Origin of the sequence: Pandoraea fibrosis (genome assembly GCF_000807775.2) — a bacterium.
Classification (GTDB): domain Bacteria; phylum Pseudomonadota; class Gammaproteobacteria; order Burkholderiales; family Burkholderiaceae; genus Pandoraea; species Pandoraea fibrosis.
Map to the genome: position 1 here is coordinate 62773 of NZ_CP047385.1, position 23806 is coordinate 86578.

19 protein-coding genes are annotated in these 23806 nt (G+C 63.4%); 8 read left to right on the plus strand and 11 right to left on the minus strand.

Annotated elements, in window-relative coordinates:
- Positions 1 to 7 precede the first annotated feature (7 nt).
- The 7 genes from PI93_RS00215 to PI93_RS00245 all read right to left on the minus strand — a co-directional run bounded on the left by PI93_RS00215 (position 8) and on the right by PI93_RS00245 (position 7075).
- Positions 8 to 373 (minus strand): cupin domain-containing protein, encoded by a 366-nt coding sequence (locus tag PI93_RS00215; protein ID WP_039373283.1) that lies wholly within the window; start codon positions 371 to 373, stop codon positions 8 to 10.
- A gap of 104 nt (positions 374 to 477) precedes the next feature.
- The gene (locus tag PI93_RS00220) at positions 478 to 1749 is read right to left on the minus strand and encodes an NAD(P)/FAD-dependent oxidoreductase (protein WP_039373284.1); all 1272 of its coding nucleotides are present in this window, start codon (positions 1747 to 1749) and stop codon (positions 478 to 480) included.
- 62 nt (positions 1750 to 1811) lie between these two features.
- Complete coding sequence (locus PI93_RS00225; protein ID WP_052240874.1) at positions 1812 to 2510, minus strand: helix-turn-helix domain-containing protein; 699 nt, start codon at positions 2508 to 2510, stop codon at positions 1812 to 1814.
- Between the two features lie 192 nt (positions 2511 to 2702).
- Positions 2703 to 3206 carry a flavin reductase family protein gene (locus PI93_RS00230; RefSeq protein ID WP_039373286.1) on the minus strand — a complete coding sequence of 168 codons (504 nt, stop codon included), beginning with the start codon at positions 3204 to 3206 and terminating at the stop codon, positions 2703 to 2705.
- A gap of 41 nt (positions 3207 to 3247) precedes the next feature.
- Positions 3248 to 4576 (minus strand): LLM class flavin-dependent oxidoreductase, encoded by a 1329-nt coding sequence (locus PI93_RS00235; protein ID WP_039373289.1) that lies wholly within the window; start codon positions 4574 to 4576, stop codon positions 3248 to 3250.
- A gap of 52 nt (positions 4577 to 4628) precedes the next feature.
- Positions 4629 to 5540: a LysR substrate-binding domain-containing protein gene (locus PI93_RS00240; protein ID WP_039373292.1), complete on the minus strand. Its 912-nt coding sequence runs from the start codon at positions 5538 to 5540 to the stop codon at positions 4629 to 4631.
- A gap of 239 nt (positions 5541 to 5779) precedes the next feature.
- On the minus strand, positions 5780 to 7075 hold the full coding sequence (locus tag PI93_RS00245; RefSeq protein WP_052240875.1) for an MFS transporter: 1296 nt from the start codon (positions 7073 to 7075) through the stop codon (positions 5780 to 5782).
- A 398-nt stretch (positions 7076 to 7473) separates the two neighbouring features.
- Here PI93_RS00245 and gdhA point away from each other — a divergent pair, with 398 nt between their 5' ends.
- Complete coding sequence (gdhA, locus tag PI93_RS00250; protein ID WP_039373293.1) at positions 7474 to 8817, plus strand: NADP-specific glutamate dehydrogenase; 1344 nt, start codon at positions 7474 to 7476, stop codon at positions 8815 to 8817.
- A gap of 311 nt (positions 8818 to 9128) precedes the next feature.
- Positions 9129 to 9677 (plus strand): DUF3841 domain-containing protein, encoded by a 549-nt coding sequence (locus PI93_RS00255; RefSeq protein ID WP_158453283.1) that lies wholly within the window; start codon positions 9129 to 9131, stop codon positions 9675 to 9677.
- On the opposite strand, the gene prpR is transcribed toward PI93_RS00255, so the two are convergent.
- Positions 9665 to 11680 (minus strand): propionate catabolism operon regulatory protein PrpR, encoded by a 2016-nt coding sequence (gene prpR, locus PI93_RS00260; protein WP_080759331.1) that lies wholly within the window; start codon positions 11678 to 11680, stop codon positions 9665 to 9667. The two genes, PI93_RS00255 and prpR, sit on opposite strands and share 13 nt — an antisense overlap.
- Before the next feature lie 253 nt (positions 11681 to 11933).
- On the opposite strand from prpR, the gene PI93_RS00265 reads away from it, so the two are divergent.
- Positions 11934 to 12815, plus strand: a complete 882-nt coding sequence (locus PI93_RS00265; protein WP_039373297.1) for an isocitrate lyase/PEP mutase family protein — start codon at positions 11934 to 11936, stop codon at positions 12813 to 12815.
- A gap of 125 nt (positions 12816 to 12940) precedes the next feature.
- Positions 12941 to 14278: an MFS transporter gene (locus PI93_RS00270; RefSeq protein WP_039373299.1), complete on the plus strand. Its 1338-nt coding sequence runs from the start codon at positions 12941 to 12943 to the stop codon at positions 14276 to 14278.
- A 114-nt stretch (positions 14279 to 14392) separates the two neighbouring features.
- On the opposite strand, the gene PI93_RS00275 is transcribed toward PI93_RS00270, so the two are convergent.
- The 3 genes from PI93_RS00275 to PI93_RS00285 all read right to left on the minus strand — a co-directional run bounded on the left by PI93_RS00275 (position 14393) and on the right by PI93_RS00285 (position 16989).
- On the minus strand, positions 14393 to 15028 hold the full coding sequence (locus PI93_RS00275) for a flavin reductase family protein (RefSeq protein ID WP_039373301.1): 636 nt from the start codon (positions 15026 to 15028) through the stop codon (positions 14393 to 14395).
- A 9-nt stretch (positions 15029 to 15037) separates the two neighbouring features.
- On the minus strand, positions 15038 to 15772 hold the full coding sequence (locus tag PI93_RS00280) for a GntR family transcriptional regulator (protein ID WP_052240886.1): 735 nt from the start codon (positions 15770 to 15772) through the stop codon (positions 15038 to 15040).
- A 239-nt stretch (positions 15773 to 16011) separates the two neighbouring features.
- Positions 16012 to 16989 (minus strand): polysaccharide deacetylase family protein, encoded by a 978-nt coding sequence (locus tag PI93_RS00285; protein ID WP_039373303.1) that lies wholly within the window; start codon positions 16987 to 16989, stop codon positions 16012 to 16014.
- Positions 16990 to 17464: 475 nt separating this feature from the next.
- Here PI93_RS00285 and PI93_RS00290 point away from each other — a divergent pair, with 475 nt between their 5' ends.
- From PI93_RS00290 to PI93_RS00305, 4 genes are read left to right on the plus strand one after another with little or no spacing between them, the layout of a single operon-like run.
- Complete coding sequence (locus tag PI93_RS00290) at positions 17465 to 18616, plus strand: ABC transporter substrate-binding protein (RefSeq protein ID WP_052240887.1); 1152 nt, start codon at positions 17465 to 17467, stop codon at positions 18614 to 18616.
- 56 nt (positions 18617 to 18672) lie between these two features.
- Positions 18673 to 19551 (plus strand): branched-chain amino acid ABC transporter permease, encoded by an 879-nt coding sequence (locus PI93_RS00295; protein ID WP_039373305.1) that lies wholly within the window; start codon positions 18673 to 18675, stop codon positions 19549 to 19551.
- Between the two features lie 53 nt (positions 19552 to 19604).
- On the plus strand, positions 19605 to 22148 hold the full coding sequence (locus PI93_RS00300) for a branched-chain amino acid ABC transporter ATP-binding protein/permease (RefSeq protein WP_167525559.1): 2544 nt from the start codon (positions 19605 to 19607) through the stop codon (positions 22146 to 22148).
- Positions 22145 to 23803: a gamma-glutamyltransferase family protein gene (locus PI93_RS00305; protein ID WP_052240877.1), complete on the plus strand. Its 1659-nt coding sequence runs from the start codon at positions 22145 to 22147 to the stop codon at positions 23801 to 23803. The genes PI93_RS00300 and PI93_RS00305 overlap by 4 nt, the downstream gene beginning before the upstream one ends.
- The last annotated feature ends 3 nt before the right edge of the window (positions 23804 to 23806 follow it).

Below are 23806 nucleotides of genomic sequence, written 5' to 3' on the forward strand. Positions count from 1 at the left end.
CGCGGCGTTAATTCGTCAGCGAGACGAACCAGACTTTTTTCACGAAGGCGTCGACCTCCCAGTGCCCTTTGTAGCCCTCAGGCATGACAAAGGGATCACCGGTGCGCAGGGCGTGTACCGTGCCGTCGGGGTCGACCACACGGCAATCGCCTTCCAGGATGTATCCGAACTCGATATAGCCCGTGGTATCCGCACGGAACTTGCCCGCCGTGCTTTCCCAAATGCCGGACGACGCGCGCCCGCCATTGCCCTCGAATCCCGTCATGCTGCGAAATACCGTGTCACCTTCCATCGGACGGCGCGGCTTGCCGATCTCGGGATTCTGCAAGGGCCCCGCGCTAAAGCGCACCAGACGCGAATGACTTTCGGCCACAACTCACCTCTCTCTTGATTAAGACGGATTACTAAATGAATGAATAATTCGAGCGGGACGCGGCACCTTTGAGTTAGCCGTTCCCCGCTCTAAGTACGCCGGATTCAATGTCGGGTGTACTTCGAGAGCCGGAAAGCATGCGGATCGACCTTCGGGGTGTTGCCCTGCACGAGATCCGCCATCAGCGCCCCCGCTGCCGGACCGATGCCGAAGCCATGACCCGAGAAGCCGGACGCAAGGAAGAATCCCGGCACCTCGTCCACACCCGAAATCACAGGAATCGCGTCGGGTGTCACGTCGATAAAGCCGGCCCAGGCATGCGCGATCTGTGCCGGCTCAAAGGCCGGGAACGCTTGCTTGAGCTTATCGAGCGCCACGCCAATCGATTTCATCCCCGGCGCCGGATCGAGCGTGCGATGCGCTTCGAACGGCGTTGGGCTATCAGCGCCAAAGCGCGTGGGCATCCTCAACTCATCGAGGAAGCGCTTGCCGACGCGCAGCTTCAGATACTTCTTTTCCGATAGCCACGCCGGGAAGAACTGGCGGCACAGGCGAATACTGTCAGGGGTGAGATCGGCGACCGATGCCCCCAATTGCGACACCGAATAGCCGCCGTCTGCCCGCTTGCGGCATGTGAAGTCTTTGCCGTTGACGGCGAGATCCAGTCCGGCGTCCATCGGTGTGGTTCGCAAGACCGATGCATGCACCTTCAACTGCGGGAAGTTCACCCCCGTATTGCCGCAGAACAGACGCGACCACGCGCCGCCGGCTAACACGACCGCATCGGCGGCCACACGTCCCCGTTCGGTCACGATGCCGCTCGCCCGTCCCCCCTGCCGATCGAGACAACGCACGGCGGTCTGCTCGAACACCTGCGCACCGGCAGCCACCGCCAGCGCCGCAATCGCTTTGGTCGCGCGTTCCGGCTCAGCCACGCCGTCCACCGGACAATGCAGCGCGCCGATCCAGCCACGCGCCGATGGCGTGTTGAACAGGTCGGGGAGTTGCTCGCGGTTCAGCAATTGCGCCGGCACACCCAATGGCAAGGCTTTGTCGAGCCACTTGCGATAACCGGCCATGTCGGCGTCGGACTCGGCGAGGTACGCCACGCCAGTCTGGCGGTAGCCGACATCGTGCTGCGACTGAATTTCCTTCCACAGGTCGATGGCCTGCATGGCCAGCGGCAGTTCCTTGTGATCGCGTCCGACCGTGCGAATCCAGCCCCAGTTGCGCGACGACTGTTCGCCGGCAATCACACCTTTCTCGAACACTGCCACGCGCAGACCGGCCTTTGCCAGCGCCCACGCGGTACTCATTCCGATGATGCCTGCGCCAATGATCGCAACATCGACCTGCTTGGGGAGAACGCTAGCCATAAATCACCAATCGACAGAAGAGGAAACAGTCAGCGGGGACATTCGCGCGACAGACGTCGCGCTCATACGTAGAAGTGGTTGCTGTTCACGACCATGAACACAGTGGGTTCGTCCCACGCGTTTTCCCAGCGATACGGCCGGTTGCCGGTGAAGCCATAGGTGTCGCCGGGGCCAAGCACCAACGTGGTGTCGTCGATGAACACGCGCAATTTGCCGGCGAGCACGTACCCCACTTTGTCCCCGGTCTGCACCAACAGATTCGAATCGGACGCGGCACCCGGCTCGAGCTCCATCATGAATGCCTCGAGCGACGCACAATTCGATGGCGTGATGCGCGACTTTGTCACGCCGGAGCCTGCCAGCCGTAACGGTTTGCGTTGGTTTGCCCACACCACGAACTCGTTCGGCTCGGTGCTGTTCGGCGCGTCGTCCGTTTGCGCCGGGGCCGACGTGAACAGCGCGGCGCCGTCCACGCCCAGCGCATGACACAACTGACGCAGCGAACGCATCGAGGGCGAACTTACGCCGCGCTCGATCTGGCTCAACATGCCGATCGACATGTTGGTGCGCGCTGCCAGATCCTTCAGCGTGAATTTGCGTTCGGTACGCATGGCCCGCAGGCGCATCCCCAGCTCCTTGTCGCTGGCCTGCACTGCGGGATCGTCGGGCAGATCGTCGGCCAGACGGAGAACCCCGTCGGGTTCCGGCGCTGAAGACGCGGTCGGGGTCTGAGGAGGGACAGCTTTCGGCTTCGATGACATGGCGAAAGGGAATCGGAGACGCAACGGGACGGAGGCGCGTGAAACGTACGCTCGACGAATTTCAATATCACTTCAAAAAGCTTAGAGTGATTTCGATATAGCGTCAATTCGGAAAGGCCCGCCTTTGTCGTCATCGCCACGAATTTGCAACGGCTCGCAACGCGATGTCACGGCCGTCACTGCGTCATGACGTTAATAGGCCGCCAGCGGGCTGCTGCGTGCAAACGTGCGGTCGTGCCAGAGCAGGCAGCCGGCGTTGGCCGTATCGCCGACCTTTGTGGCGGCTACGGCGCCCACGATGATCGTGTGCGAGTAGCCGTCGTGCGTGTCGAGCAACGTGCAGTCGAGCGTGAGCGCGGCATTGCTCAGGGTGGGGGCGCCTGTCTTGAGCGGGGCCCACAGCGCCGGCTCGAAGCGCGCGGCGCCTCGCTGCTGCGAAAAGCGGGCGACGAGCGCCTGGTGGCGGGTGGACAGCAGATTTACGGCGAAGCAGCCGGCATCGAGAATGGCGTCGTGCACCGACGCATGCTTGTGCACGCAGACCAGAATCGATGGCGGTTCTGCCGAGAGGCTGCATACGGCGGTCGCGATGATGCCAATGGGGCCGTCGGTGCTGTGTGTCGTGACGGCCGTAATGCCGCCGGGGAACGAGGCCATCGCCTGCTGAAAATCGGGGACTTGCACGGTGGAGATCATGATGTCGGACTGCCTGTGTCGTGAGTTGCTCTGCCGTTGCGTCAGTCCTGCCGGAACGTCAGCGGTCTGAGGCCGAGGTTCGCGCGCAGCGTCGCGCCCTCATATTCGGTGCGGAACAGCCCTCGACGGCGCAACTCCGGCACCACCAGTTCCGCCATGTCGTCGATGCCATGCGGCAGCGTCGCCGGGCAGATGTTGAATCCGTCGGCGGCCTCGCTCCGGAACCATGCCTCCATCTGATCGGCAATGTCGGCGGGCGTGCCGATGACCATGCGCACGGTATAGGTCGCCGCCACGCGCTGGTATAGCTGGCGGATCGTGAGATTTTCGCGGTGTGCCATGGCCAGCAGATTCTCGGCGATGCTGCGGATGCTGCCGCCGGCCTCGATCTGTGGCACCGGCCCGTCGACCGGATAGCCGGACAGATCGCCCAGCGCGTCGTACAGGCTGGCAAGGCCGCTGATCGGGTCGATCAATTCCTGCAACTGGTCGAACTTATCCTGCGCCTCCTGACGGGTACGCCCCACGAAGGGCGTGAGCCCCGGCATGATCAGCAGATCGTCCGGTGCGCGCCCTTGCGCCGCGAGCCGCGCCTTCAGATCCCGGTAATACGCCTGGGCGTGTTCGAGGTTATGCGAGTTGCTGTAGACGAGATCGGCCTCGCGTGCCGCCAGTGCCCGCCCTGCCTCGGACGCCCCCGCCTGTACGATCAGCGGCCGTCCTTGCGGCGTGCGCGCGGAGTTCAATGGGCCGCGCACCTGAAAGTGTTTGCCCACGTGATTCGGAACGTGCAGCTTGTCTTCGTCGTAAAACACCCCACTGGCCTTGTTGCGCACGAAGGCATCGTCTTCCCAGCTCTGCCAGAGCGACTTCACGACCTCGACGAACTCGTCCGCGCGCTCGTAGCGGGCTTCGTAGCCCAGATGCTCGTCACGGCCGAAATTGCGGGCTTCCTCGTTGGACCACGACGTGACAACGTTCCAGCCCGCGCGCCCGCCGCTGATGTGATCGATCGAGGCAAATTTACGGGCAACGTGAAAGGGCTCGTTGTAGGTCGTCGATGCCGTGGCGACCAGACCGATATGCGACGTGTGTGCGGCAATCGCAGCCAGCAGCGTGAGCGGTTCCAGTTCGGCGTTGCGCATGTCGCGGGCCAGCGCACCGCGTGGATTGTCCTGGGCGCGAATGCCGAGTCCGTCGGCGAAGAAGATCATGTCGAACTTGGCGGCCTCGGCCTTCTGCGCGTTTGCCAGGAAGTAGCGGTAGTCGAGCGCACCGCCCGCCGGTACCTCGGGGTGACGCCACGCGGCGACGTGGTAGCCAAGGTAGCGCATCGACAGGCCGAGCTTCATTTTGCGAGCAGTCGTCATGGGAGGGGGCCTTCAGGAAACGTTGAGAAAGTGGGATGTCCGGTGGGCGGCGCTAGGCACCGCAGCGCGCCGAGACTTCGCTAAAGCAGCGGTCGCGGGATTCGCGCAGGAAAGCGATGAACGTGCGGCACACCTTCGAGAGCGGCCGATGGCGCGGGTACAGCAATCCCACCCCGAAGTCGAGGCTGGGGCGCAGCACACGCGCCTCGACGCGATCGAGGTTGGCATGCACCGTGAACGGATCGGCCAGCGCGACGCCCATGCCGAGATGCACGAACTCGCCGACCGCCTGCAGGTAGGACGTCTCCAGATGCGTCACGCGGCGCACGCCATGCGTGTCGAAGAACTGATCGACGTGATGGCGTACCTGACACACGCTGGTCATCGAGATGAACGGCAGGCCGTCGAAATCGCGCGGCTGCAGTTCGCGCCGGGCTGCCAGTGGGTGGCCCGGTGGCACGATGGCGTAGTAAGGCACCCGGCAAAACTCGTCGACGGCGACGTCTGCCCGCGAGAACGGCAGCTCGGCCAGACCAAAATCCGTTTGCTGCGCGGCGATCCAGTCTTCCACGCGTGCCGACGACTGGATCTCGAGCGAGATGCTCACGCCGGGATACTTGTCGCAGAACGCCTTGACGACGCCGGGCAAAAAGCTCAGGCCCAGCGCCGGCATGCACGAGATGGCAATCTGTCCGACCCGGTTTTGCCGCACGTCGGCCGCAAGTTCCTGGATACGCGCGTGAGCGCGATGGGCGTGTTCGGCTTGCTCGAAGATCAACTGCCCTTCGGGCGTTGGCACCAGTCGGCCGTTGGCGCGATCGAACAGCGCCAGCGCCAGCGAACGCTCGAGATGCCCGATCAGGCGGCTGACGGTGGACTGCGAGGTCCCGAGCATTTCCGCCGCCCCGTTGACGGTGCCGGCGGTGACGGTGGCGCGGAAGGCTTCGAGTTGTCGAATGTTCATCGTGAACTCCGGGAGGGGGGGCGCAGGCGCGTGAAACCATCTTGGGACTCGCGCGCCGTGCAGGCAATGACATCAATATGGGTTGGCATTGCAAAAACTGCATATGCCGGACGAAACACCGCCGGTGGCATGGGGCAGTGGCATCGCCAAGACGCAAAAGCCCGGCAACCCCTGAAGGGCTGCCGGGCTGCGCTATCTCCGAGCAGGCTAACCGGTGTCTGGCGCCGGGCGCCACACCGTCACTTCACGTGCTTGCGGCTGGCGTACAGCCCGATCAACGCGAACACCGCGATGATCACGATGTAGTACGCCGGCGCCATGACGCTCCCCGTGGTCTTGACCATGAAGCCGACCACCAGCGGCGTAATACCGCCAAAGAACGTCTGCGCGATCACATAGGCGATCGACACGCCCGTCGTACGGCACGACGTCGGAAACAACTGCGACAGCAGCGACCCGATCGGCGAGTAGTAGAAGCTGTAGAACACGAATGACAGCGTGCACTGGAAGATCGCGAGCGTGAGCAGCGAAGGCGAGCGCGTCAGCATCTGAAACAGCGGGAAGACCAGAATTACACCGACGATCAGCGCCGTGCGCATCACCTTGATGGTGCCGAGGCGGTCGGCGGTTATTCCGCCGAGCATGGGCACCAGCGTGCAGACAACGCCGCTGCAAATCGATGCAATGAAGGCGTCGTCCTTGGTCAGACCGAGGTTGTTGATGGCGAACGTCGGCATGTAAAGGTTCAGAAAGCTGGCTACCACGCCGGCGGCCGCCACCATCGCGCCGATCAGCACGAAGCGCTTGTGCGACCGGAACGTCTCCGCAAGCGGGTTCTGCACCGTGGCGCCCGCATGCTTGACCTTCTCGAAGTCAGCGGTTTCCTCGATCTTCGAGCGGATGTACAGCCCCACCGGTCCGATCAGACAACCGAACAGGAACGGCAGACGCCAACCCCATGCGTTGATCTGATCCTGCGTGAGCGAATGGTTGCAAAAGTAGGCGAACAGCGATGCGGCCAGCACCGCGAGGCCCGACGCCGAGAACTGCAAGCTCGCGAAAAACGCCTTTCGCGAGGCGCTTTGTTCCGTCAGGTACGAGTTCGCGGTGCCGAATTCTCCCCCCACGGAGAAGCCTTGCAGCAAACGGCCCGTGACGAGGATCACCGGCGCCCAGACGCCGATTGCGTCGTAGGTCGGCGATACGGCGATCAGGACCGTGCCGGCCAACATCAGCATCGCTGCGAAGCTCAGCGTGGCGCGGCGTCCCACCTTGTCGGCCATGATGCCCAGTACCACGGCCCCGACCGGTCGGATCAGGAACGAACTGGCGAACGTCATCAGGCTGAACAGCAATGCCGACTGCGGATCGCCCTGCGGGAAGAACAGCTTGGAGATGGTGATCGCGAACATCGCGTACACCAGAAGATCGAACCACTCAAAAAACGTGCCGAAGTTCGCCGCGATCACGTCGCGGGTCCGGTTGCCCTTGCGGGCCTTCGGTGCCGGGAAACTGCCGATTTTGGTGGTGTCCATATACGACCTTCCAGTGCGAGACGTCACAGTGACCTGAGCCTGCATTCTGAGCAGCCGAATTAGGTGTCGATATTAGAGATTTCACCTATGTGAAATTTTCATGCGAATTTCGATGAAATTTCTTTCTCATTGAAATTATTTTGAAGTCGGATGCCGGGCGACCGGATGTGGCCACGGATCGCGACAGACGTTGCCGGCCGGCGATCGTTGAGAAGGTTGCAAATCGGGAGCCTGATTGCCTGATGCGTCAGGGACCTTGGGGTCGTGCCATTGGCAGGAGAACAAGGGGGACGTCAGGCGTTCACTCGGCACATTTCTTTTTTTGATTAGCTCGTGATCCTAAATGGTGCAAAATGCTTTTTCTTCACAAGAATAAGCACCATCGATGGGCATCCGAGATGAAATATCAATCACTTGACGATTTTCTGCGCTCCACCGCCGAGCGCAACCCCGGCCAACCGGAATTCCTGCAAGCTGTCACGGAGGTGATGGAAAGCCTGTGGCCGTTCATATCGCAGCATCAGAAATATGCCGAGCATGGTTTGCTCGACCGTCTGGTCGAACCCGAGCGCATCGTCATGTTCCGGGTGTCGTGGGTCAACGATCACGGTGACGTTCAGGTCAATCGCGGTTATCGCATTCAACATAGCTCCTCGATCGGTCCTTACAAGGGCGGTCTGCGCTTCCATCCGTCGGTCAATCTCTCCATCCTGAAATTCCTGGCCTTTGAGCAGACGTTCAAGAACGCGTTGACCACACTGCCCATGGGTGGCGGCAAAGGCGGCTCCGACTTCGATCCGAAGGGCAAGAGCCCCGGAGAAGTCATGCGGTTTTGTCAGGCGTTCGTGACCGAGCTGTTCCGCCATGTCGGCAGCGACACGGATGTGCCTGCGGGCGACATCGGCGTGGGAGGGCGCGAAGTCGGCTTCATGGCCGGCATGATGAAGAAGCTCTCGAACCGTGCCGATTGCGTATTTACCGGCAAGGGACTGTCGTTTGGCGGCTCGCTGATTCGTCCGGAAGCCACCGGCTACGGCACGGTGTACTTCGCCGAGGAAATGCTCAGGCAGACCGGCCGCAGCTTCGACGGCTTGCGAGTGAGCGTGTCCGGTTCGGGCAACGTGGCGCAGTACGCGGTGGAGAAAGCAATGGCGCTTGGCGCCAAGGTTGTCACCGTCTCCGACTCAAGCGGCACGGTCGTCGACGAAGCGGGCTTCACTACCGAAAAGCTCGCCGAGCTGATGGACGTGAAGAACCATCACTATGGCCGCGTCAGCGACTACGCAAAGCGCACCGGCCTGGAATTCCTGGCGGGGCAGCGCCCGTGGCATATCCCCGTTGACGTCGCGCTGCCCTGCGCCACGCAGAACGAACTGAATGCCGACGACGCGGCAACCCTCATCAAGAACGGGGTGATCTGCGTGGCGGAAGGGGCCAACATGCCCTCGACCAACGAGGCCGCCAAGCGTTTTGAAAGCCACGGCGTTCTGTACGCGCCGGGCAAGGCGAGCAACGCCGGCGGGGTCGCGACCTCGGGGCTGGAAATGAGCCAGAACGCGATGCGCATCTCGTGGCCGCGCGAGGAAGTCGATGCACGTCTGCACGACATCATGCGCAGCATCCACGAGGTCTGCCTGCAACACGGTCGGCGTGCCGATGGCTCGGTCAGCTACGTGAACGGTGCGAACGTCGCCGGCTTCGTGAAGGTTGCCGACGCCATGCTCGCCCAAGGCGTGATCTAAGCTGCTGGCTAACGTCGGCATTGAGTGAAATGCCGACGTGCGCGATCTAACGCCCGCGGAATCTGTGAAGGAGCAAACGAGCGGCGAAGTGCTGGTCTTCGGTCATCGCCTCGCCGAGCCGGGAGTGCGTCTGCGTCATGCTCATCGTTGGCCAGTTCGGCCACTCGTGTGATGAACTATAACGACGCATACTCGTTCGAAGGATTGACGACGCACTTGCCGCGCAAATGACCGGGCATCGTTCGATCACGATAGCCTTTGTCGCCGGCGCACTCTCGACACACGCCAACCTCCCAAAGCTGAACTGCCCCATGACAGAAACACCACCGCCGACAGAGGGCAGTCACACATATCTTTGGACTTTCCAACACGTTGCACAATTAGACGCGTTGTTGCGACATGGTGTGTTGTATGGGGATTGGAGGCATGTCGATCCTCATTGTGAGCAAGCGTACCGGTACATGTGCGGAGTCATGGAGAAGTGCGGGTTGGATTGTGGGACTGCCCCTCCGATTTGGGCATGGCACTCCTGCTGGGGAAATCAGAAAGCACCTGATCGTGAGGTTGCGACGCAGCTTCTCAGCCTCGCCCAGCTAGCTGAAGACAATATGGTGATGCTTACCCTGGCGTGCCCCGATGACCAGTATCTGCTCTCCAGCTATCACCAGTGGTGTGACCTGGTCTACTTCCCGTCATTACAGGAAGGGGGGCATTGCGATTTGGAAACGACGTGGCAGGAAGCGAACGAAACGGAGCGGCGCATCCTTGAAATTGATTTTTCTTCCCTCGAAGATGACATGGTCCAAGCCACACTGCCCCGTGTTCGCAAGGAATGGCTAAGGCAGGTTCATCGAGTCTGACTTTGATCGACAGACCGCATCAATCGCCAGAACGTTGTCCGGCTGATGCCCAGCGCGCGGCTGGCGGCGGCCCGATTACCGCCCGCAGCCTCCAGCGCGGCGAGTGCAGCGGTGTATGTGACAGGCGCGGCCGTTGCGCCCGCTTCGGCAGCCTGCTGCACGGGTTGCGGTTTCCCCGTCGAAACTCGCAACAACTCCGGAAATACCTCATGCAGCGTCTGCGCGTGACGCGCCACATCGTTATCGAGATAGATCGCGGCACGTGCCAGCAAATTCTCCAGCTCACGCACATTGCCCGGCCAGTCGTAGCGATCGAACAGCGGCGAGAGCGCCTTGAGAATCCGTTTCGATGCGGTGGCATCCAACCCGTACTGCGCGGCGTTTCTCGAGAGTAACGTCTGCGCGAGCAGACGAATATCCTCGCGACGTTCGCGCAATGCGGGCAGTGTCACCTGCAATAGATTCAACCGGAAATACAGATCCGCGCGAAAGCGACCTTCCGCGACCAGCGCGTTCAGATCGCGATGCGTTGCCGCAATGACCCGGACATCGATCGGCACCGGACGCCCCGATCCCAGCCGCATCACCTCGCGTTCCTGCAACACGCGCAGCAATCGGCTTTGCAGGGCGGCCGGCATCTCGCCGATCTCGTCGAGAAAGATAGTGCCGGTGTGCGCGATCTCGAACAGCCCCGCCTTGCCACCGCGCCGTGCGCCGGTGAACGCGCCCTCGTCGTGTCCGAACAGTTCGCTCTCGATGAGCCCCTCGGGAAGCGCTGCGCAGTTGAAGGCGACGAACGGATTGCCGCGTCGCGCACTCGCGTTATGAATGCCCTGCGCGACCAGTTCCTTGCCCGTGCCGCTCTCGCCGGTCAGCAGCACCGTTGCATCGTGCGATGCGCCAGTGCGTGCGAGCCGCCTCACCTTTTCGATCTGCGGCGAGTCGCCGACCAATTCGGCCAGTTCATGTTTCGCCACCAGATGTCTGGGCCGTTGCGTTGTGCGCAACGATCGGTCGATGCGCTGCGCCATTTGCGCGTCCTGCACCGTGACCACCGCGCCCGAGCGCATCCCGTGCTCGTAGATCGGCACACAACTCACGATGAACGGGCGGGCGTCGATATGGGCCAGACGCTCCTCGATGGCGACGCCGTCGTCCGACAACTCGCGCAACATCGGCCCGAGTTTTCGCGTCAGTTCGAATTGCCGCGCACCCTGCGTTGCGACTCGCTCGGCGTCGATGTCCAGCAGCGAAAACATCGCGGGATTCACCGCTTCGAGTTGTCCGTTTTCGTCAAACGCGGCGACACCGTCGCGCATGTGCGCCACGATGGTGTTCAGACGCATGCGTTTTGATTCCTTCTCGCGGCTCACCCGCGCCAGCTCGACCGATCGCTCGAAGGCTTCTTCCACCGCGCCGAGCGAGTAGAGGAAGACGTGTTCGAGCCCCGCCTCTTGCGCCAGATCGCACGCCATCCCGGGGCCGATGATGACCTTGCACCCCTGCGCCGCCAGTGCGTCGACCGCCGCCTGAACTTCGTCCACGGAACGGTAAGCGCGCTGCCGAAGCTGAATCTTCAGCAACTCACCCAGATCGTCCAGTTCGCGCGACACCGTTTCGTGAAGCACCAGGCCCAGCGGCTGATCCGGCCAGGTTGTGGTCGCACGCGTGATCGCGCTGAGGACGTCGAAGCCATTGACCTTGACGGTCACGACCGGCACCGACAGGTTTTCGCGCAGGTACGCGCCGTTCGATCCTGCCGCCAGCACGACGTCGACAGCCCCGGATTCCACATACGACTGCAACGCGGCGACGGCCGCACCGTAGCCTTCGCGCACCGAGTAAAAGCGTGCGCGGTCGGTGTAGCGCGGCGCGACCGTCTCACAAAGGGTCTGCAATCGGCTGATGCTCACGAGGGCGATGCCCGGACGGCGTGCGCGGGGATCAAGCGGTGCGGATGTGCCTGAATGCGGTGGCACGGCACCGGAAAGGCTGGGGGGCATGACGATGTCTCCGGACGGCACTTATGAAACGCAAGACCCACCGTTTCAAAAGCGTTTCATGAAACGTTTCATTTTCTGCCCGGCGATTCTGCCACATCCGTGGAAAACGGGCTGTGCAGCGCAAGTCCATGATTTGACGACGATTTGCGCAACGTTCTCAAAGCGAGTGACGACTGGCACGCGGCTTGCGAACGGTAGACCCATTGACCGACACCGCAGGTGCCACTGGCACCACCGATAGGAGACAAACATCATGACCACCGCGACCGCGCAACGCCGCGCCGAATTCCGCCGTAAAGTCGAAGCCCGCCGGGGGCTGCTCGTGCCTGGCGCCTTCAATGCCCTTTCGGCTCGCGTCATCGAAGACGCTGGCTTCGAAGCGCTGTACCTCACTGGCGCGGGCGTCACCAATATGTCGCTGGGCCTGCCCGACCTTGCGTTCGTTGGGCTCGCCGAGATGGCCGAGCACACCGCACGCGTGCGCGACGCCGTGTCGTTGCCGATCATCGTCGACGCCGACACCGGGTTCGGCAACGCGCTCAACGTGCGTCATACGGTGCGCGTGCTCGAGCGCAGCGGTGCCGACGCCATCCAGTTCGAAGATCAGGTGTTGCCGAAGAAGTGCGGTCACTTCAACGGCAAGGCCGTGATCGGTGCCGACGAGATGGCCGGCAAGATCCGCGCTGCCGTCGATGCGCGCGAAGACGCCAACCTGCAAATCATTGCGCGCACCGACGCTGCGGCCGTCGAAGGAATTGAAGCCGCCATCGAGCGCGGTCGCCGCTTCATCGAAGCCGGCGCCGACATTCTGTTCATCGAAGCGACGGAAACGCTGGCCGACATCGAACGCCTGCCCGCGCTGTTCGATCGTCCGCAGTTGATCAACATCGTGATCGGCGGAAAGACACCGACGCAATCGCAGCCGCGTCTGGCCGAGCTGGGCTACGGCATCGTGCTCTATGCCAACGCGGCGTTGCAAAGCGCCGTGCTCGGCATGCAAAAGGCGCTGGGCGCACTGCGCGACAGCGGCCGTCTGGATGAAGATCCGACGCTTGTAGTGCCCTTCGCGGAACGCCAGCGTCTGGTGAACAAGCCGTTCTACGACGCGCTCGACAAGCAGTACGCCGCCGACTGAGCGTACTGCGCGCCACGCCCCCCGAATACGCATGACAGTGACGCCGGCCGTGCGCGGCGTCGCTCGTATTTCCAGCAGCACGGCATGACTGCACGACTGCACCACACAACAAGTATTGGAGACAGATGTTGACGCCCCCCTCGGATTCCCTCGCCGCTCGCCCTTCTCAAACAACACTTCCGACTCACGCGACTTCCGGCGCGCGTGCGCCAGTCAAGATCGGTTCCATCGTCGGCGGCCTCGCGGGCAACCTGATCGAGTGGTACGACTTTCTCGCGTACAGCATCTTCTCGATCTATTTCGCCAAAGCGTTTTTCCCCGGCGATAACCCGACCGTTCAACTGATGAATACTGCGGCGATTGCAGCAGTCGGCTATGTCGCACGCCCGCTGGGCAGTTGGTTGATCGGGCTTTACGCCGACCGGCGCGGCCGCAAGGCCGCCCTCACGGGATCGGTGCTGGCGATGAGCGTCGGCTCCATGATGATTGCGCTCACTCCCGGCTACGCGAGCATCGGCATCTTCGCGCCGATGGTGCTGATTGCGGCGCGTCTGCTGCAAGGCCTTTCGATGGGTGGCGAGTACGGCACCAGCGCGACCTACCTGAGCGAAGTCGCGCCGGAGCATCGCAAAGGCTTCTACCTCGGGTTCCTGCAAGTGAGCGTGGTGGCCGGACAACTCGTGGCGCTCGGCCTGATGCTGCTGATGCAGCGAGTCTTGCTCACGTCGGCGCAAATCGAACATTGGGGATGGCGTATCCCATTCGTCATCGGTGGTGTGCTGGCGCTCTTTGCCCTGTATATGCGTCGCAACGTGACGGAGAGCGAGGCGTTTGTCGATAGCGCGAAGAAGCGCGAGACGTCGATTGCCCGCGAGGTGCTCGGACACTGGCGTCAGATTCTGCTGGCGATCGGCATCACCATCGGCGGCACGGTGGCGTTCTACACGTTCACCGTCTACATGCAGAAGTTTCTGGTGAACTCCGTCGGCCTGTCGAAAGAGTCGTCGACGTTCGTCTCCGCGCTGGCGCTGTTGCTGTACATGCCGCTGCAACCGCTGTTCGGACTGCTCTCGGACGTGATCGGACGACGCAAGGTACTGATGATCTTCGGCGTGAGCACGACGCTGTTCTCAGTGCCACTCTTCACGGCGCTCAGCCACACGAAGGACCCGGTCGTGGCGTTTGCGCTGTCGTTCGCCGGATTGGTGATGCTCTCGGGCTTCACGTCGGTGCACATGCTGGCCAAGACGGAATTGTTCCCGCCGCGCATCCGAGCGCTCGCGGTCGGCTTCCCGTATGCGCTGACCACGGCGATTCTCGGCGGCACGACGGAGTTCGTCGCATTGCGTTTCAAAGCCAGCGGTCACGAATCGTACTTCTATTGGTACGTCACGATCTGCGCGGCCATCTCGCTCGTCGTCTATCTGAAGATGCCGGAGACGCGCGGCCGACGCTTCGACTGAATACCGACGGAACCACGCTCAACAATTTCGCTGCAAATTGCGTTGACTTTGCGCGGATGCGACGACGGCACGAAGGCATCGCGTCTGCCATCGTCGCGCCCGCCGTTCGTCTCGCTACATCTCGTCGACGGCCGTGCTGAGCGTGGGTTGACCGCGCTCTTGCTCCAGCGAGAATCGGTTGCGGGTATCGACGTAGAAGCTCGCACCGAAACGTCCCACGGGAAAGTAGTTCTGCAACCGGACACGCCATTGCTCGGTATCGATCAGTTCGTCGCGGGCGTGCATGCGCTCAACGCGTCCGATAAAGATATGACGGCTCGGCGTCTCCAGCGTTTCCCAGAGCGTGCATTCAAACGCGACCGGCGCCTCCGCAATGCGGGGTGGTGCGACGAGACTGCTTGCCACCGGCGTGAGGCCTGCGTGCGTCAACTCGCTCTCGCTGGGAGGCAACCGGTCGCCACACACATGCATGCGCGCCGTCATCGCTTCGTCAGTCAGATGCACCACGTATTCGCGGCTACGCAGAATATTGGCGGCAGTGTCCTTGAGCGAGTCGTCGTCGCGCCGGTTGATGGATAGCATCACGATGGGCGGTTCTTCGCCGAGCATGTTGAACATCGAGAACGGGGCGGCGTTGACGGCGCCACCATCGTTGATTGTCGTGACCAGCGCAATCGGACGCGGCACGATCAGACTCGCCATCAGTTTGTAGCGTTGGTACGCCGTGATTTCACGGAAATCGATTTCCATGCGTTGTCCTCAGCTTTTGCGGCGGCGTTCGCGTTTGACGGGAGCGTCCGGTGGTGCAGCCTGCTGCGGCAATGCCACCTCCGGCAAACCCAGCAGCGACGCCAGACTTTTCTCGCCGCGCATGCGGGTCGTCTCGATGCGCCGCTCGAGTTCTTCGAGATGCGCTTGCATGCGAGCAATGGCGCCCGCGGCGTCGCGCCGGGCGATGCAATCGACGATTGCCGAATGTTCGTCGTGTTCGCACGGGGCGTAGCCGGGCGGTTCGTACAAGCCGACGATCAGCGAGCAACGCGAGATCAACTCGGTGAGATAGCGCAGCAGCACCGCGTTGCCTGCCAGCGCAGCGACGCGCAAATGAAAGTCGCTCGCGAGGCGCGCCCACGACGGCTGATCGAAACGATGCATGGCGGCATGCTCGGCGTCGAGTTGACGGCGCAGCATCGCGAGATCGTCGTCGTTCACGTTGGCGACCGCCAATTCGACGAGCGCGCGCTCCAACGCGCGCCGCGCCTGAAAGATCTCGCGGGTTTCTTCGGGCGTCGGCTCGGCGATCACCGCCCCTTTGTTGGGGCGCAACGTGACGATGCCGTCATGCGCCAGTCGCTCCAGCACGCGACGTACCACCGCACGCCCCACATCGAAGAGCTGGCACAGCTCAGGCTCAGGCAGTTTCGTGCCGGGGGTAAGCCGATGCGCAAGCACACCATCGACGATGGTGCGATAGATATGCGTCTCGATCCGCATTTCGGCGCTCTGATCGCCGAGGTCCTGCGTGGCTGGAGTATGCAGAGACAGCAGACGGGATTCCGTATCGTTCGCAGACATCGAAGTGCTGGCGGCGGACACGCGCTGTGCAGCGCTTGCGGCGGTGCGACGCGAAGGGGGCGACGATTTTTCGGCAGGCATAGACGGCGACGGTAACAAGGTCGAGGGCAGGCAGTCGGGACACGCGGGGCAATGCAGCTTGAGCGTCATGTCGCACCTTACCCCATGAGGGTGTCGGGTTGCGTCACGCTCACGGTGGCGACGTGCAATGCGATTTGGCCCGGTGTGGCGAGCCAGATTTCACCGCGTCGCGCCGCGTCGGCAATGGGCGTGAGCACACGGCGCAAATGACGCAGGCGATACGGTTGCCCGACGAGATACGGATGCAAGGCGATCCCCATCACCAGTGGCTGCGCCCGCGTCGGGTGTTCCGCCTGTGCGTACATCTCGTCGAACTGGTCGGTAATCATGTCGGCAAAAGCCGCTCCGTCGAGATGACGGCCGACGATCATCGGAATGTCGTTCACCTCCTGCGGATACGGCACCGACCACAGCGTGCCGTGCGCGGTGCGCATGCGCACCGGCCGGTCGTCGTGACACCAGTTCAACGTGTAGCGATAGCCGGTGCGCGCGAGCAGATCCGGCGTGTGGTGTGTCTCCGATATCCACGGCGACAGCCATCCCGTCGGCGCGTAGCCCGCCTCTGTCGTCAGGCGTTCCCGGCAATGGGCCAGCAGGTCGTGCTCATGCGCAAACTCGAAGTCGCTCTGCCGATGCGCGTTCGTATGTCCGTGTCCGATCAACTCGTCGCCACGCGCGACACACGCATGCACGAGCGCGGGGCAGTGATCGAGCAACGACGTATTGAGCACCACGCCAGCCGGCATCGACAGATCGTCGAACAGGTCGAGACAGCGCCATGCCCCCACACGATTGCCGTATTCGCGCCAACTGAAGTTGAGGACGTCCGGCTGCGGCGAGAGCGGGCCGAGGTTCGCCCCTAATCCTTCCCCAAAAGCGAAGTGCTCCAGATTGAAGCCGAGGTAGACGGCCAGGCGCGCGCCATTGGGCCAGCGATAGGTGTCGCGCGCCGTGATCGGCAGATAGTCGAAGCGGTCGTGGGTACGAAGCGCGCCGAAGCGGGTGTCGGGGCTCGCGCGGTCGTCGTGTTCCGGAAGCGTCAGGGCAGAAGTCATCGGGTGTCGTCTTTGCCTCGCGAGGTTCGCCAGGCGTGCTCACTGTCAGGGGCCATTCATTCATCGTTCGTGCTCACGTCGTGGGCCGACTTGAAACATTTGCGCACCGCGACTGTGCGGGCGCGTTCCGAGTTGGCGCAAAACCTATCGTCAACGAACGTCATAACCAATCGTTCGCAATTTCAATGCCAGATCGTCAACACATCGCGATGCGTTTCGTACCGGGCGATTCACGCGAAATGTCGACGACGTGGCACGCCTCTTGCGTGAGGCGGTGACATGTCCGGGCGATGTCCCGGCACCGGGACTGTGATCGGTCCGCTCTCGATTCGCTTCTGATGCTTCCTCACGGAGATTGCTCATGTCTGCATCTGTACGTTCTCACGCTGCCTGCGCCAACGACTCGACGGTGGCGTCGACCTCACCTCGCCGGCGTTGGCTGCGCGCGGGTGCACTTGCGCTGGCAGCGGCCGGTATGTCGCTCGTCGGTGTCACGAGCTATGCGGCGGACACGATCAAGATCGGTCTGGTCACCGCGCTCTCCGGGCAATCGGCACGTGCAGGCGAAGCGCTCACACGCGGGATGACGATCGCCATCGACGAAATCAATGCGAGTGGCGGCGTGCTCGGCGGTCGCAAGCTCGAACTGGTGCGTCGCGACGACGAGGGCAATCCCGCCAAAGGCGTGCTCGCGGCACGTGAGCTGATTTACAAGGACAAGGTGGCGGTGCTGTTCGGCGGACTCGACACGCCGGTGTCGATGGCCATTGTGCCCATTGCCAATCAGGAGAAGGTGCCGTTCATGGGCCCGTGGGCGGCGGGCACGCCGATCACCCGCAACGGTGCCAATCCGAACTATGTGTTCCGCGTGTCGGCCGTCGACGAGATCGTCGACAGTGCCATGGTGGTGCACGCGCAAGAGACCTTCGGGGCGAAGAAGCTTGGCCTGATTCTCGTGAACAACCCGTGGGGCGAATCGAACGAGAAAGGCATCGTGGCGGCGCTGGCAGCGAAAGGCATGAAGCCCGCCGGCGTGGAGAAGTTCGAAGCGAACGACGTGGACGTCACGCCGCAGCTTGGCCGCCTCAAGGCCGCCGGGGCCGACACATTGCTGATGGTCGGCAACGTCGGGCCGTCGGCGCAGGTGGTGAAGTCGCTCGACCGCATGGGGTGGAAGGTGCCTATCGTGTCGCACTGGGGCCCGGCGGGCGGACGCTTCACCGAGTTGGCAGGTCCCAACGCCAAGGCCGTGCATTTCGTACAGACGTATAGCTTCTTCGGCGCGACATCGCCGGTGAGCGCGCGCGTCGTTGCCGCGCTCAAAGCGAAATATTCCGACGTGAAGGGCGTTGACGACATTACCCCGGCCGTGGGGGTGGCGAACGCTTACGACGCCATGCGTCTGAGCGCACTTGCCATCGACAAGGCCGGCTCGACCAACGGCGACGCAATTCGCAGCGGCTTCTACAAGATCGACCGCTATGAGGGGCTCATCAAGACTTATGTGAAGCCGTTCAGCGATCAGCAGCACGACGCGCTGTCTGCACAGGACTACGTGTGGGCGCAATTCATCGACAACCGCATTGTCCCGGTGCCTGCTGCCGGCGCGAAGGTCGCGGCGAAGTAAGTCACACCTCACCGGTATTGAGGGATGCCGCACGGCGGCATTCCGGAGGACATCTCATGCAATGGATTTCGGCGCTCGTCGCCGGCCTGGGGCTCGGCAGCATGTATGGGCTCATGGCGCTCGGCTTTCATCTGACCTTTGCGGTGAGCGCGACGGTCAACTTCGCGCAGGGTAGCTCGATGATGCTGGGCGCCGTGCTGGCGTACACGTTCGCGCAGACGCTTGGCTGGCCGATGCCGTTGGCGATCGTCGTCGCACTCGCGCTGTGTGCCGTGTACGGGCTGGTGGTCGAGCGGCTCGCCGTGCAGCCGTTCGTGCGGCGCGGGTCGAGCGCGTGGCTGATGGCGACGGTGGCGTTGGGTATCGTGCTGGACAACGTGGTCATGCTGACCTTCGGCACGGAGCCGCGAAGCCTGCCGTCGTCGCTGGCGCAAAGCTCGTTGCACATCGGCGACGCAGGACTCGGCGTGTATCCGCTGCAACTGGTGATCCCGGTGGTCGGCCTCGCGCTCGCAGGGGGATTGCACTACGTGCTGCGCCGCTCGCGCTGGGGCGTGGCGATGCTCGCCGTGGTGCAGAACCGCGACGCCGCACGACTCATGGGCATTCCCATTCAACGCACCATTGCCGCCGCGTTTGCGGTGTCGACGCTGCTCGCAGGCGTAGCCGGCGTGCTGATCGCGCCGCTCTTCAACGTACAGGCCGATATGGGGACGGTGTTCGGCCTGAAGGCGTTCGCCGTGGCGATTCTCGGCGGACTTTCCAGCGCGTGGGGCGTGATGATCGCGGGACTGCTGTTCGGCGTGAGCGAAGCCATGATTACCGCGACGCTGGGCTCGAGCTACACACAAATCATCACGTTCGGTCTGGTCATCGTGTTGCTTGCGATGCGTCCGGAGGGCATGTTCGGTCGCGCGGAGGTGCGCAAGGTATGAGTGATTCTCCTTTGCGGCTGGCGTCGCATGCTATGAAGCCGGGCGTGTCGGGCATGATGACCGCCCGACACCGTGACGGCATCGCCCTCGCGGCCATCCTTGCCGTCGTACTGCTCGCAATGGCGGGGGCGGCGTGTGTGGTGAACGGCTATTTCGTCGTCGTGATCGCGGGTGTGGCATTGCTCGCGATCTGCGGCGTGGGCCTGAATCTTCTGCTGGGACTCACCGGGCAAGTGTCGTTCGGGCACGTGGGTTTTTACGCGATTGGCGCGTATGCGGTTGCGATTCTGACGACACAGGCGGGGTGGCCGTTCTGGCCCGCGTGGCTTGCGGGCGGGATGATGGCTGCGCTGACCGGCGCGTTACTGGCGCTGCCGGCGCTGCGGGTTCGGGGACCGGGCCTTGCCATGGTGACGATTGCCTTTGGTTTCATCGTCGAGCATGGTGCGGTGGAGTGGCGTGCGCTGACCGGCGGGCAGAATGGCTTGATGGGTGTCATGCCGCCGGGGGTGTTCGGCATGGCCGGAAGCGAGCGCGTGGTGGCCGTGGCGGCGCTCGCCGTGCTGGGCGTGGCGCTGCTGATCTATGCACGTATCTCTCGCGGCGCCTGGGGCGCCGCCATGCGCGCCGTGCGCGACAGCGAGACGGCGGCGGCATCGATTGGGGTCAATCCGTTGGTCGTCAAAGCGGTGGCGTTCGCCTTCTCGGCGGCCCTTGCCGGGTTGGCGGGCGGCTTGTTCGCGCCGTTGCAGGGCATGGTTACGCCGGGCATGTTCTCGTTCCTCCAGTCGCTGTTGTTCGTCCTGGTCGTGATGATCGGCGGCGCAGGCACGATTGCCGGGCCGCTGGTCGGCGCGGTCGTCGTCGGGTTGCTGCCGGAGTTGCTGGCGAGCCTCGAGAATCTGCGTCTGCTGTGTTTCGGCGTGCTGCTGCTCGTGGTGTTGTGGGGCGCACCGAATGGCGTGATTGGTGTGTTGGGAAGCTGGTGGAAGTCGCGGCGTGGCGTGTCGTCGGGAGACGTTCAAGCCGATGCAGCGGCGTCGCTGACGCTGCCGGTGCTTGCACAAGCGCAGCGCAAGAGCCTCGCGGCGCAAGGTCTGGCCATGACGTTCGGTGGTGTGAAAGCCGTGGCCGATCTGTCGTTCGAACTGCCGGCGGCGAAGGTCACGAGTCTGATCGGCCCGAACGGCGCAGGTAAATCGACCGTCCTCAATATGTTCTCGGGCTTTTATCGACCGCAGGCGGGCACGCGCGCACTCGGTGGCGACGCCCTTGCCGCGCGAGGCGCATGCGACAGTGCACGGCATGGCGTGGCGCGCACGTATCAGACGTCGCAACTGTTTGGCGGCATGAGCGTGCTGGATAACGTAACGCTCGCGCTGAGTGCCGGAAGACTCGGTGGCTTGCTTGGCGTTGCGCGCATGCGCAGCAAGACACATCGCGACGCGGCAACCGCGTTGCTGCGGGCGTGCGGGTATCACGGCGATGTGGAATTGATGGCCGCCGATCTTGCGCACGTCGATCGTCGTCTGGTGGAGATCGCCCGTGCATTGGCAACGCGTCCGGCCGTTCTGCTGCTCGACGAACCGGCCGCCGGGTTGTCGACGCAGGACAAGGCGCAGCTAGGCAAACTGCTGCGCGAGATCGCCGACAGTGGTGTAGCGGTTGGGCTGGTGGAACACGACATGTCTCTGGTGATGGGCGTGTCGGATGGGATCGTCGTGATCGATGCGGGACGCTTTCTTGCGCAGGGATCGCCCACGGCGATCCGGCATGACGAGCGCGTCCGCGAGGCTTACCTCGGGGCATCGGCGGCGGCATTGGACAAGCCGGTTCAGCGCGACGCTGCGATCACTCAGGAAGTGCTGGGCGTTGGCAAACTGACCGCAGGATATGGCGCCGCGCCGGTGCTGCACGACGTCTCGATTCAGGTCCGCGAGGGCGAACTGGTCGCACTGCTCGGCGCCAATGGTGCGGGCAAGTCGACCCTCATGCGTTCGCTCGCGGGATTGCATCGCCCGGTGAGTGGCGGCATCACATTCGACGGACGCGATCTGTCGCGACTGGATGCGGCGAAGATCGCGGCGCTGGGTGTGGTACTGGTGCCGGAGGGCCGGCAGGTGTTCGCGGAACTCTCGGTGCTCGATAATCTTCGGCTCGGTGCCTTTCCGTGCGGACGTCTGCCGCGCGCGACGCGCGACGCCCGTATCGAGCAGATGTTCACGCGCTATCCGCGCTTGCGGGAGCGGCAGCATCAGCGCGCTGGCTTGCTCTCGGGTGGGGAGCAACAGATGCTCGCCATTGCGCGTGCGCTGATGTCTGCACCGCGCGTGCTGTTGCTCGACGAGCCGTCGCTCGGGTTGGCCCCGAAGGTTATTGCGGAGTTGTTCGCGTCGCTCGATGCGTTGCGGCGCGAATCGCTGTCGATGTTGCTCGTCGACCAGATGGCGGCCATGGCGCTGTCGATTGCAGATCGCGGCTACGTGCTCGAAGAGGGGCGCGTGAGCGTGAGTGGCGCCGCGAGCGAACTGGCGGGCGATGCCCGGCTGGCGGCGGCGTATCTCGGTGGACAACACGGCGCAGGAGCCGCCGCATGACGGCGCGGGAGATTGCCGGGGTTGCCGATGCCGACGAGGTGGCCGCAGCGGCCCTCGCCTGCGGCCGCGCCGGATTGGTCACCAGTCCGCATGCGCTGGCCAGCGCGGCGGGGCGCGATGTGCTGCAACAGGGCGGCAATGCCATCGAAGCGGCCATCGCCATCGCGGCCATGCTGTGTGTCACGATGCCGCACTTCACCGGACTTGGCGGCGATGGCTTCTGGCTGATTGCCGACAGTGCGCCGGGCGATGCGCCACCGCTTGCGATTTCCGGCATTGGACAAGCGGCGCGGCACCTCCCGTCGGCGTTGCTCGATGGTGCGACGATTGCCTCACGCGGCCCGGCTTCGGCGCTCACCACTGCGGCGACGGTCGCGGCATGGGAGGCCGCGTATTGCGTGAGCCGCGACGCATGGGGCGGCACGATGTCGTGGGCGTCGCTGCTCGCACCGGCCATTGCCGCTGCCGAGGAGGGTTTCGCTGTTAGTCGTTCGCAAGACTTCTGGTATGGCTATCGCGCGAACGAGATGGGCGATGCCACGACGTGGCATGGGTTTGCGAAAACGTTTCTGCCGGGCGGGCGCGCACCGGCCTTGGGCGAACGGTTTCGACAACCGGCATTGGCGCACACACTCCGGTGCGTGGCCGATGGCGGTGCGCGCGAATTCTATGAAGGTGAATTGGCGGCCCGTATGGCGAAGGGCCTGCAAGCGGCGGGCTCGCCACTGACGCGAAACGATCTTGCCGCCACGCGCGTGTATGTGTCGTCTGCACTGACGATGCCGTATGGCAATGGCGTGCTGGCGACCTTACCGCCGCCGACGCAAGGCGTGACGACGCTGCAAATCATGGGAATACTCGCGCGACTGGGGCTGGACGACTGCGCCCACGGGAGCGCGACGTATTACCACCGTCTTGTCGAGGCGGTGAAGCAGGCGTTCATCGATCGCGACCGCTTCGTGGCGGACCCGGAATATGCCGATGTCCCCGTGCAGACGATGTTGTCCGAGGCGCATCTCACGGCGGCTGCGTCGCGTATCGACGACCACGCTGCACTCGACTGGCCGCACCGCTTTCGCGAGGGCGATACGGTGTACTTCGCCGCGACGGACGCCGCCGGGCGTGCCGTCAGTGTGTTGCAGACGATCTATTTCGATTGGGGAAGCGGTGTGATGGCGGGCGACACGGGCGTGTTGTGGCACAACCGGGGGGCGGCGTTTCGTCCGGTGGGCTGCGCGCATCCCAATGCGTTGATGCCCGGCAAGCGACCGTTCCATACGCTCAATCCCGGCATGTATCTGGAAGGCGGTCGCCCTCGCCTGCTGTACGGCACGCAAGGGGCGGACGGTCAGCCGCAAACGCTATGTGCACTGCTCACGCGGCTGATCGACTACGGCATGCGTCCGCACGAAGCGCTTTCGCAACCGCGCTTTCTGCTGGGGCGTACCTTCTCCGATAGTCGGGACAATCTGAAGCTGGAGTGCGACGCGGGAGAGGACGTATTTGCCGACTTGACGCAGCGCGGCCATGCGTTGGCGGCGCTACCGAGGCACAGTCCCCTGGCGGGGCAGGCCGGGGTGATCGCGATGGACGCGCACGGGTGGGCGACGGGCGCTCACGACCCGCGCAGCGATGGGGCGGCGTTGGCCGTCTAGCGA

What these genes read in the sequence shown, in the direction of transcription:
- PI93_RS00275 (WP_039373301.1), bottom strand. Translation starts at nt 15,028, where the DNA reads ATGGAAATCGATTTCCGTGAAATCACGGCGTACCAACGCTACAAACTG.
- PI93_RS00255 (WP_158453283.1), top strand. Translation starts at nt 9,129, where the DNA reads ATGACAGAAACACCACCGCCGACAGAGGGCAGTCACACATATCTTTGG.
- PI93_RS00285 (WP_039373303.1), bottom strand. Translation starts at nt 16,989, where the DNA reads ATGACTTCTGCCCTGACGCTTCCGGAACACGACGACCGCGCGAGCCCC.
- PI93_RS00270 (WP_039373299.1), top strand. Translation starts at nt 12,941, where the DNA reads ATGTTGACGCCCCCCTCGGATTCCCTCGCCGCTCGCCCTTCTCAAACA.
- PI93_RS00290 (WP_052240887.1), top strand. Translation starts at nt 17,465, where the DNA reads ATGTCGCTCGTCGGTGTCACGAGCTATGCGGCGGACACGATCAAGATC.
- gdhA (WP_039373293.1), top strand. Translation starts at nt 7,474, where the DNA reads ATGAAATATCAATCACTTGACGATTTTCTGCGCTCCACCGCCGAGCGC.
- PI93_RS00220 (WP_039373284.1), bottom strand. Translation starts at nt 1,749, where the DNA reads ATGGCTAGCGTTCTCCCCAAGCAGGTCGATGTTGCGATCATTGGCGCA.
- PI93_RS00295 (WP_039373305.1), top strand. Translation starts at nt 18,673, where the DNA reads ATGCAATGGATTTCGGCGCTCGTCGCCGGCCTGGGGCTCGGCAGCATG.
- PI93_RS00235 (WP_039373289.1), bottom strand. Translation starts at nt 4,576, where the DNA reads ATGACGACTGCTCGCAAAATGAAGCTCGGCCTGTCGATGCGCTACCTT.
- PI93_RS00245 (WP_052240875.1), bottom strand. Translation starts at nt 7,075, where the DNA reads ATGGACACCACCAAAATCGGCAGTTTCCCGGCACCGAAGGCCCGCAAG.
- PI93_RS00225 (WP_052240874.1), bottom strand. Translation starts at nt 2,510, where the DNA reads ATGTCATCGAAGCCGAAAGCTGTCCCTCCTCAGACCCCGACCGCGTCT.
- PI93_RS00305 (WP_052240877.1), top strand. Translation starts at nt 22,145, where the DNA reads ATGACGGCGCGGGAGATTGCCGGGGTTGCCGATGCCGACGAGGTGGCC.
- prpR (WP_080759331.1), bottom strand. Translation starts at nt 11,680, where the DNA reads ATGCCCCCCAGCCTTTCCGGTGCCGTGCCACCGCATTCAGGCACATCC.
- PI93_RS00240 (WP_039373292.1), bottom strand. Translation starts at nt 5,540, where the DNA reads ATGAACATTCGACAACTCGAAGCCTTCCGCGCCACCGTCACCGCCGGC.
- PI93_RS00230 (WP_039373286.1), bottom strand. Translation starts at nt 3,206, where the DNA reads ATGATCTCCACCGTGCAAGTCCCCGATTTTCAGCAGGCGATGGCCTCG.
- PI93_RS00280 (WP_052240886.1), bottom strand. Translation starts at nt 15,772, where the DNA reads ATGCGGATCGAGACGCATATCTATCGCACCATCGTCGATGGTGTGCTT.
- PI93_RS00265 (WP_039373297.1), top strand. Translation starts at nt 11,934, where the DNA reads ATGACCACCGCGACCGCGCAACGCCGCGCCGAATTCCGCCGTAAAGTC.
- PI93_RS00300 (WP_167525559.1), top strand. Translation starts at nt 19,605, where the DNA reads ATGATGACCGCCCGACACCGTGACGGCATCGCCCTCGCGGCCATCCTT.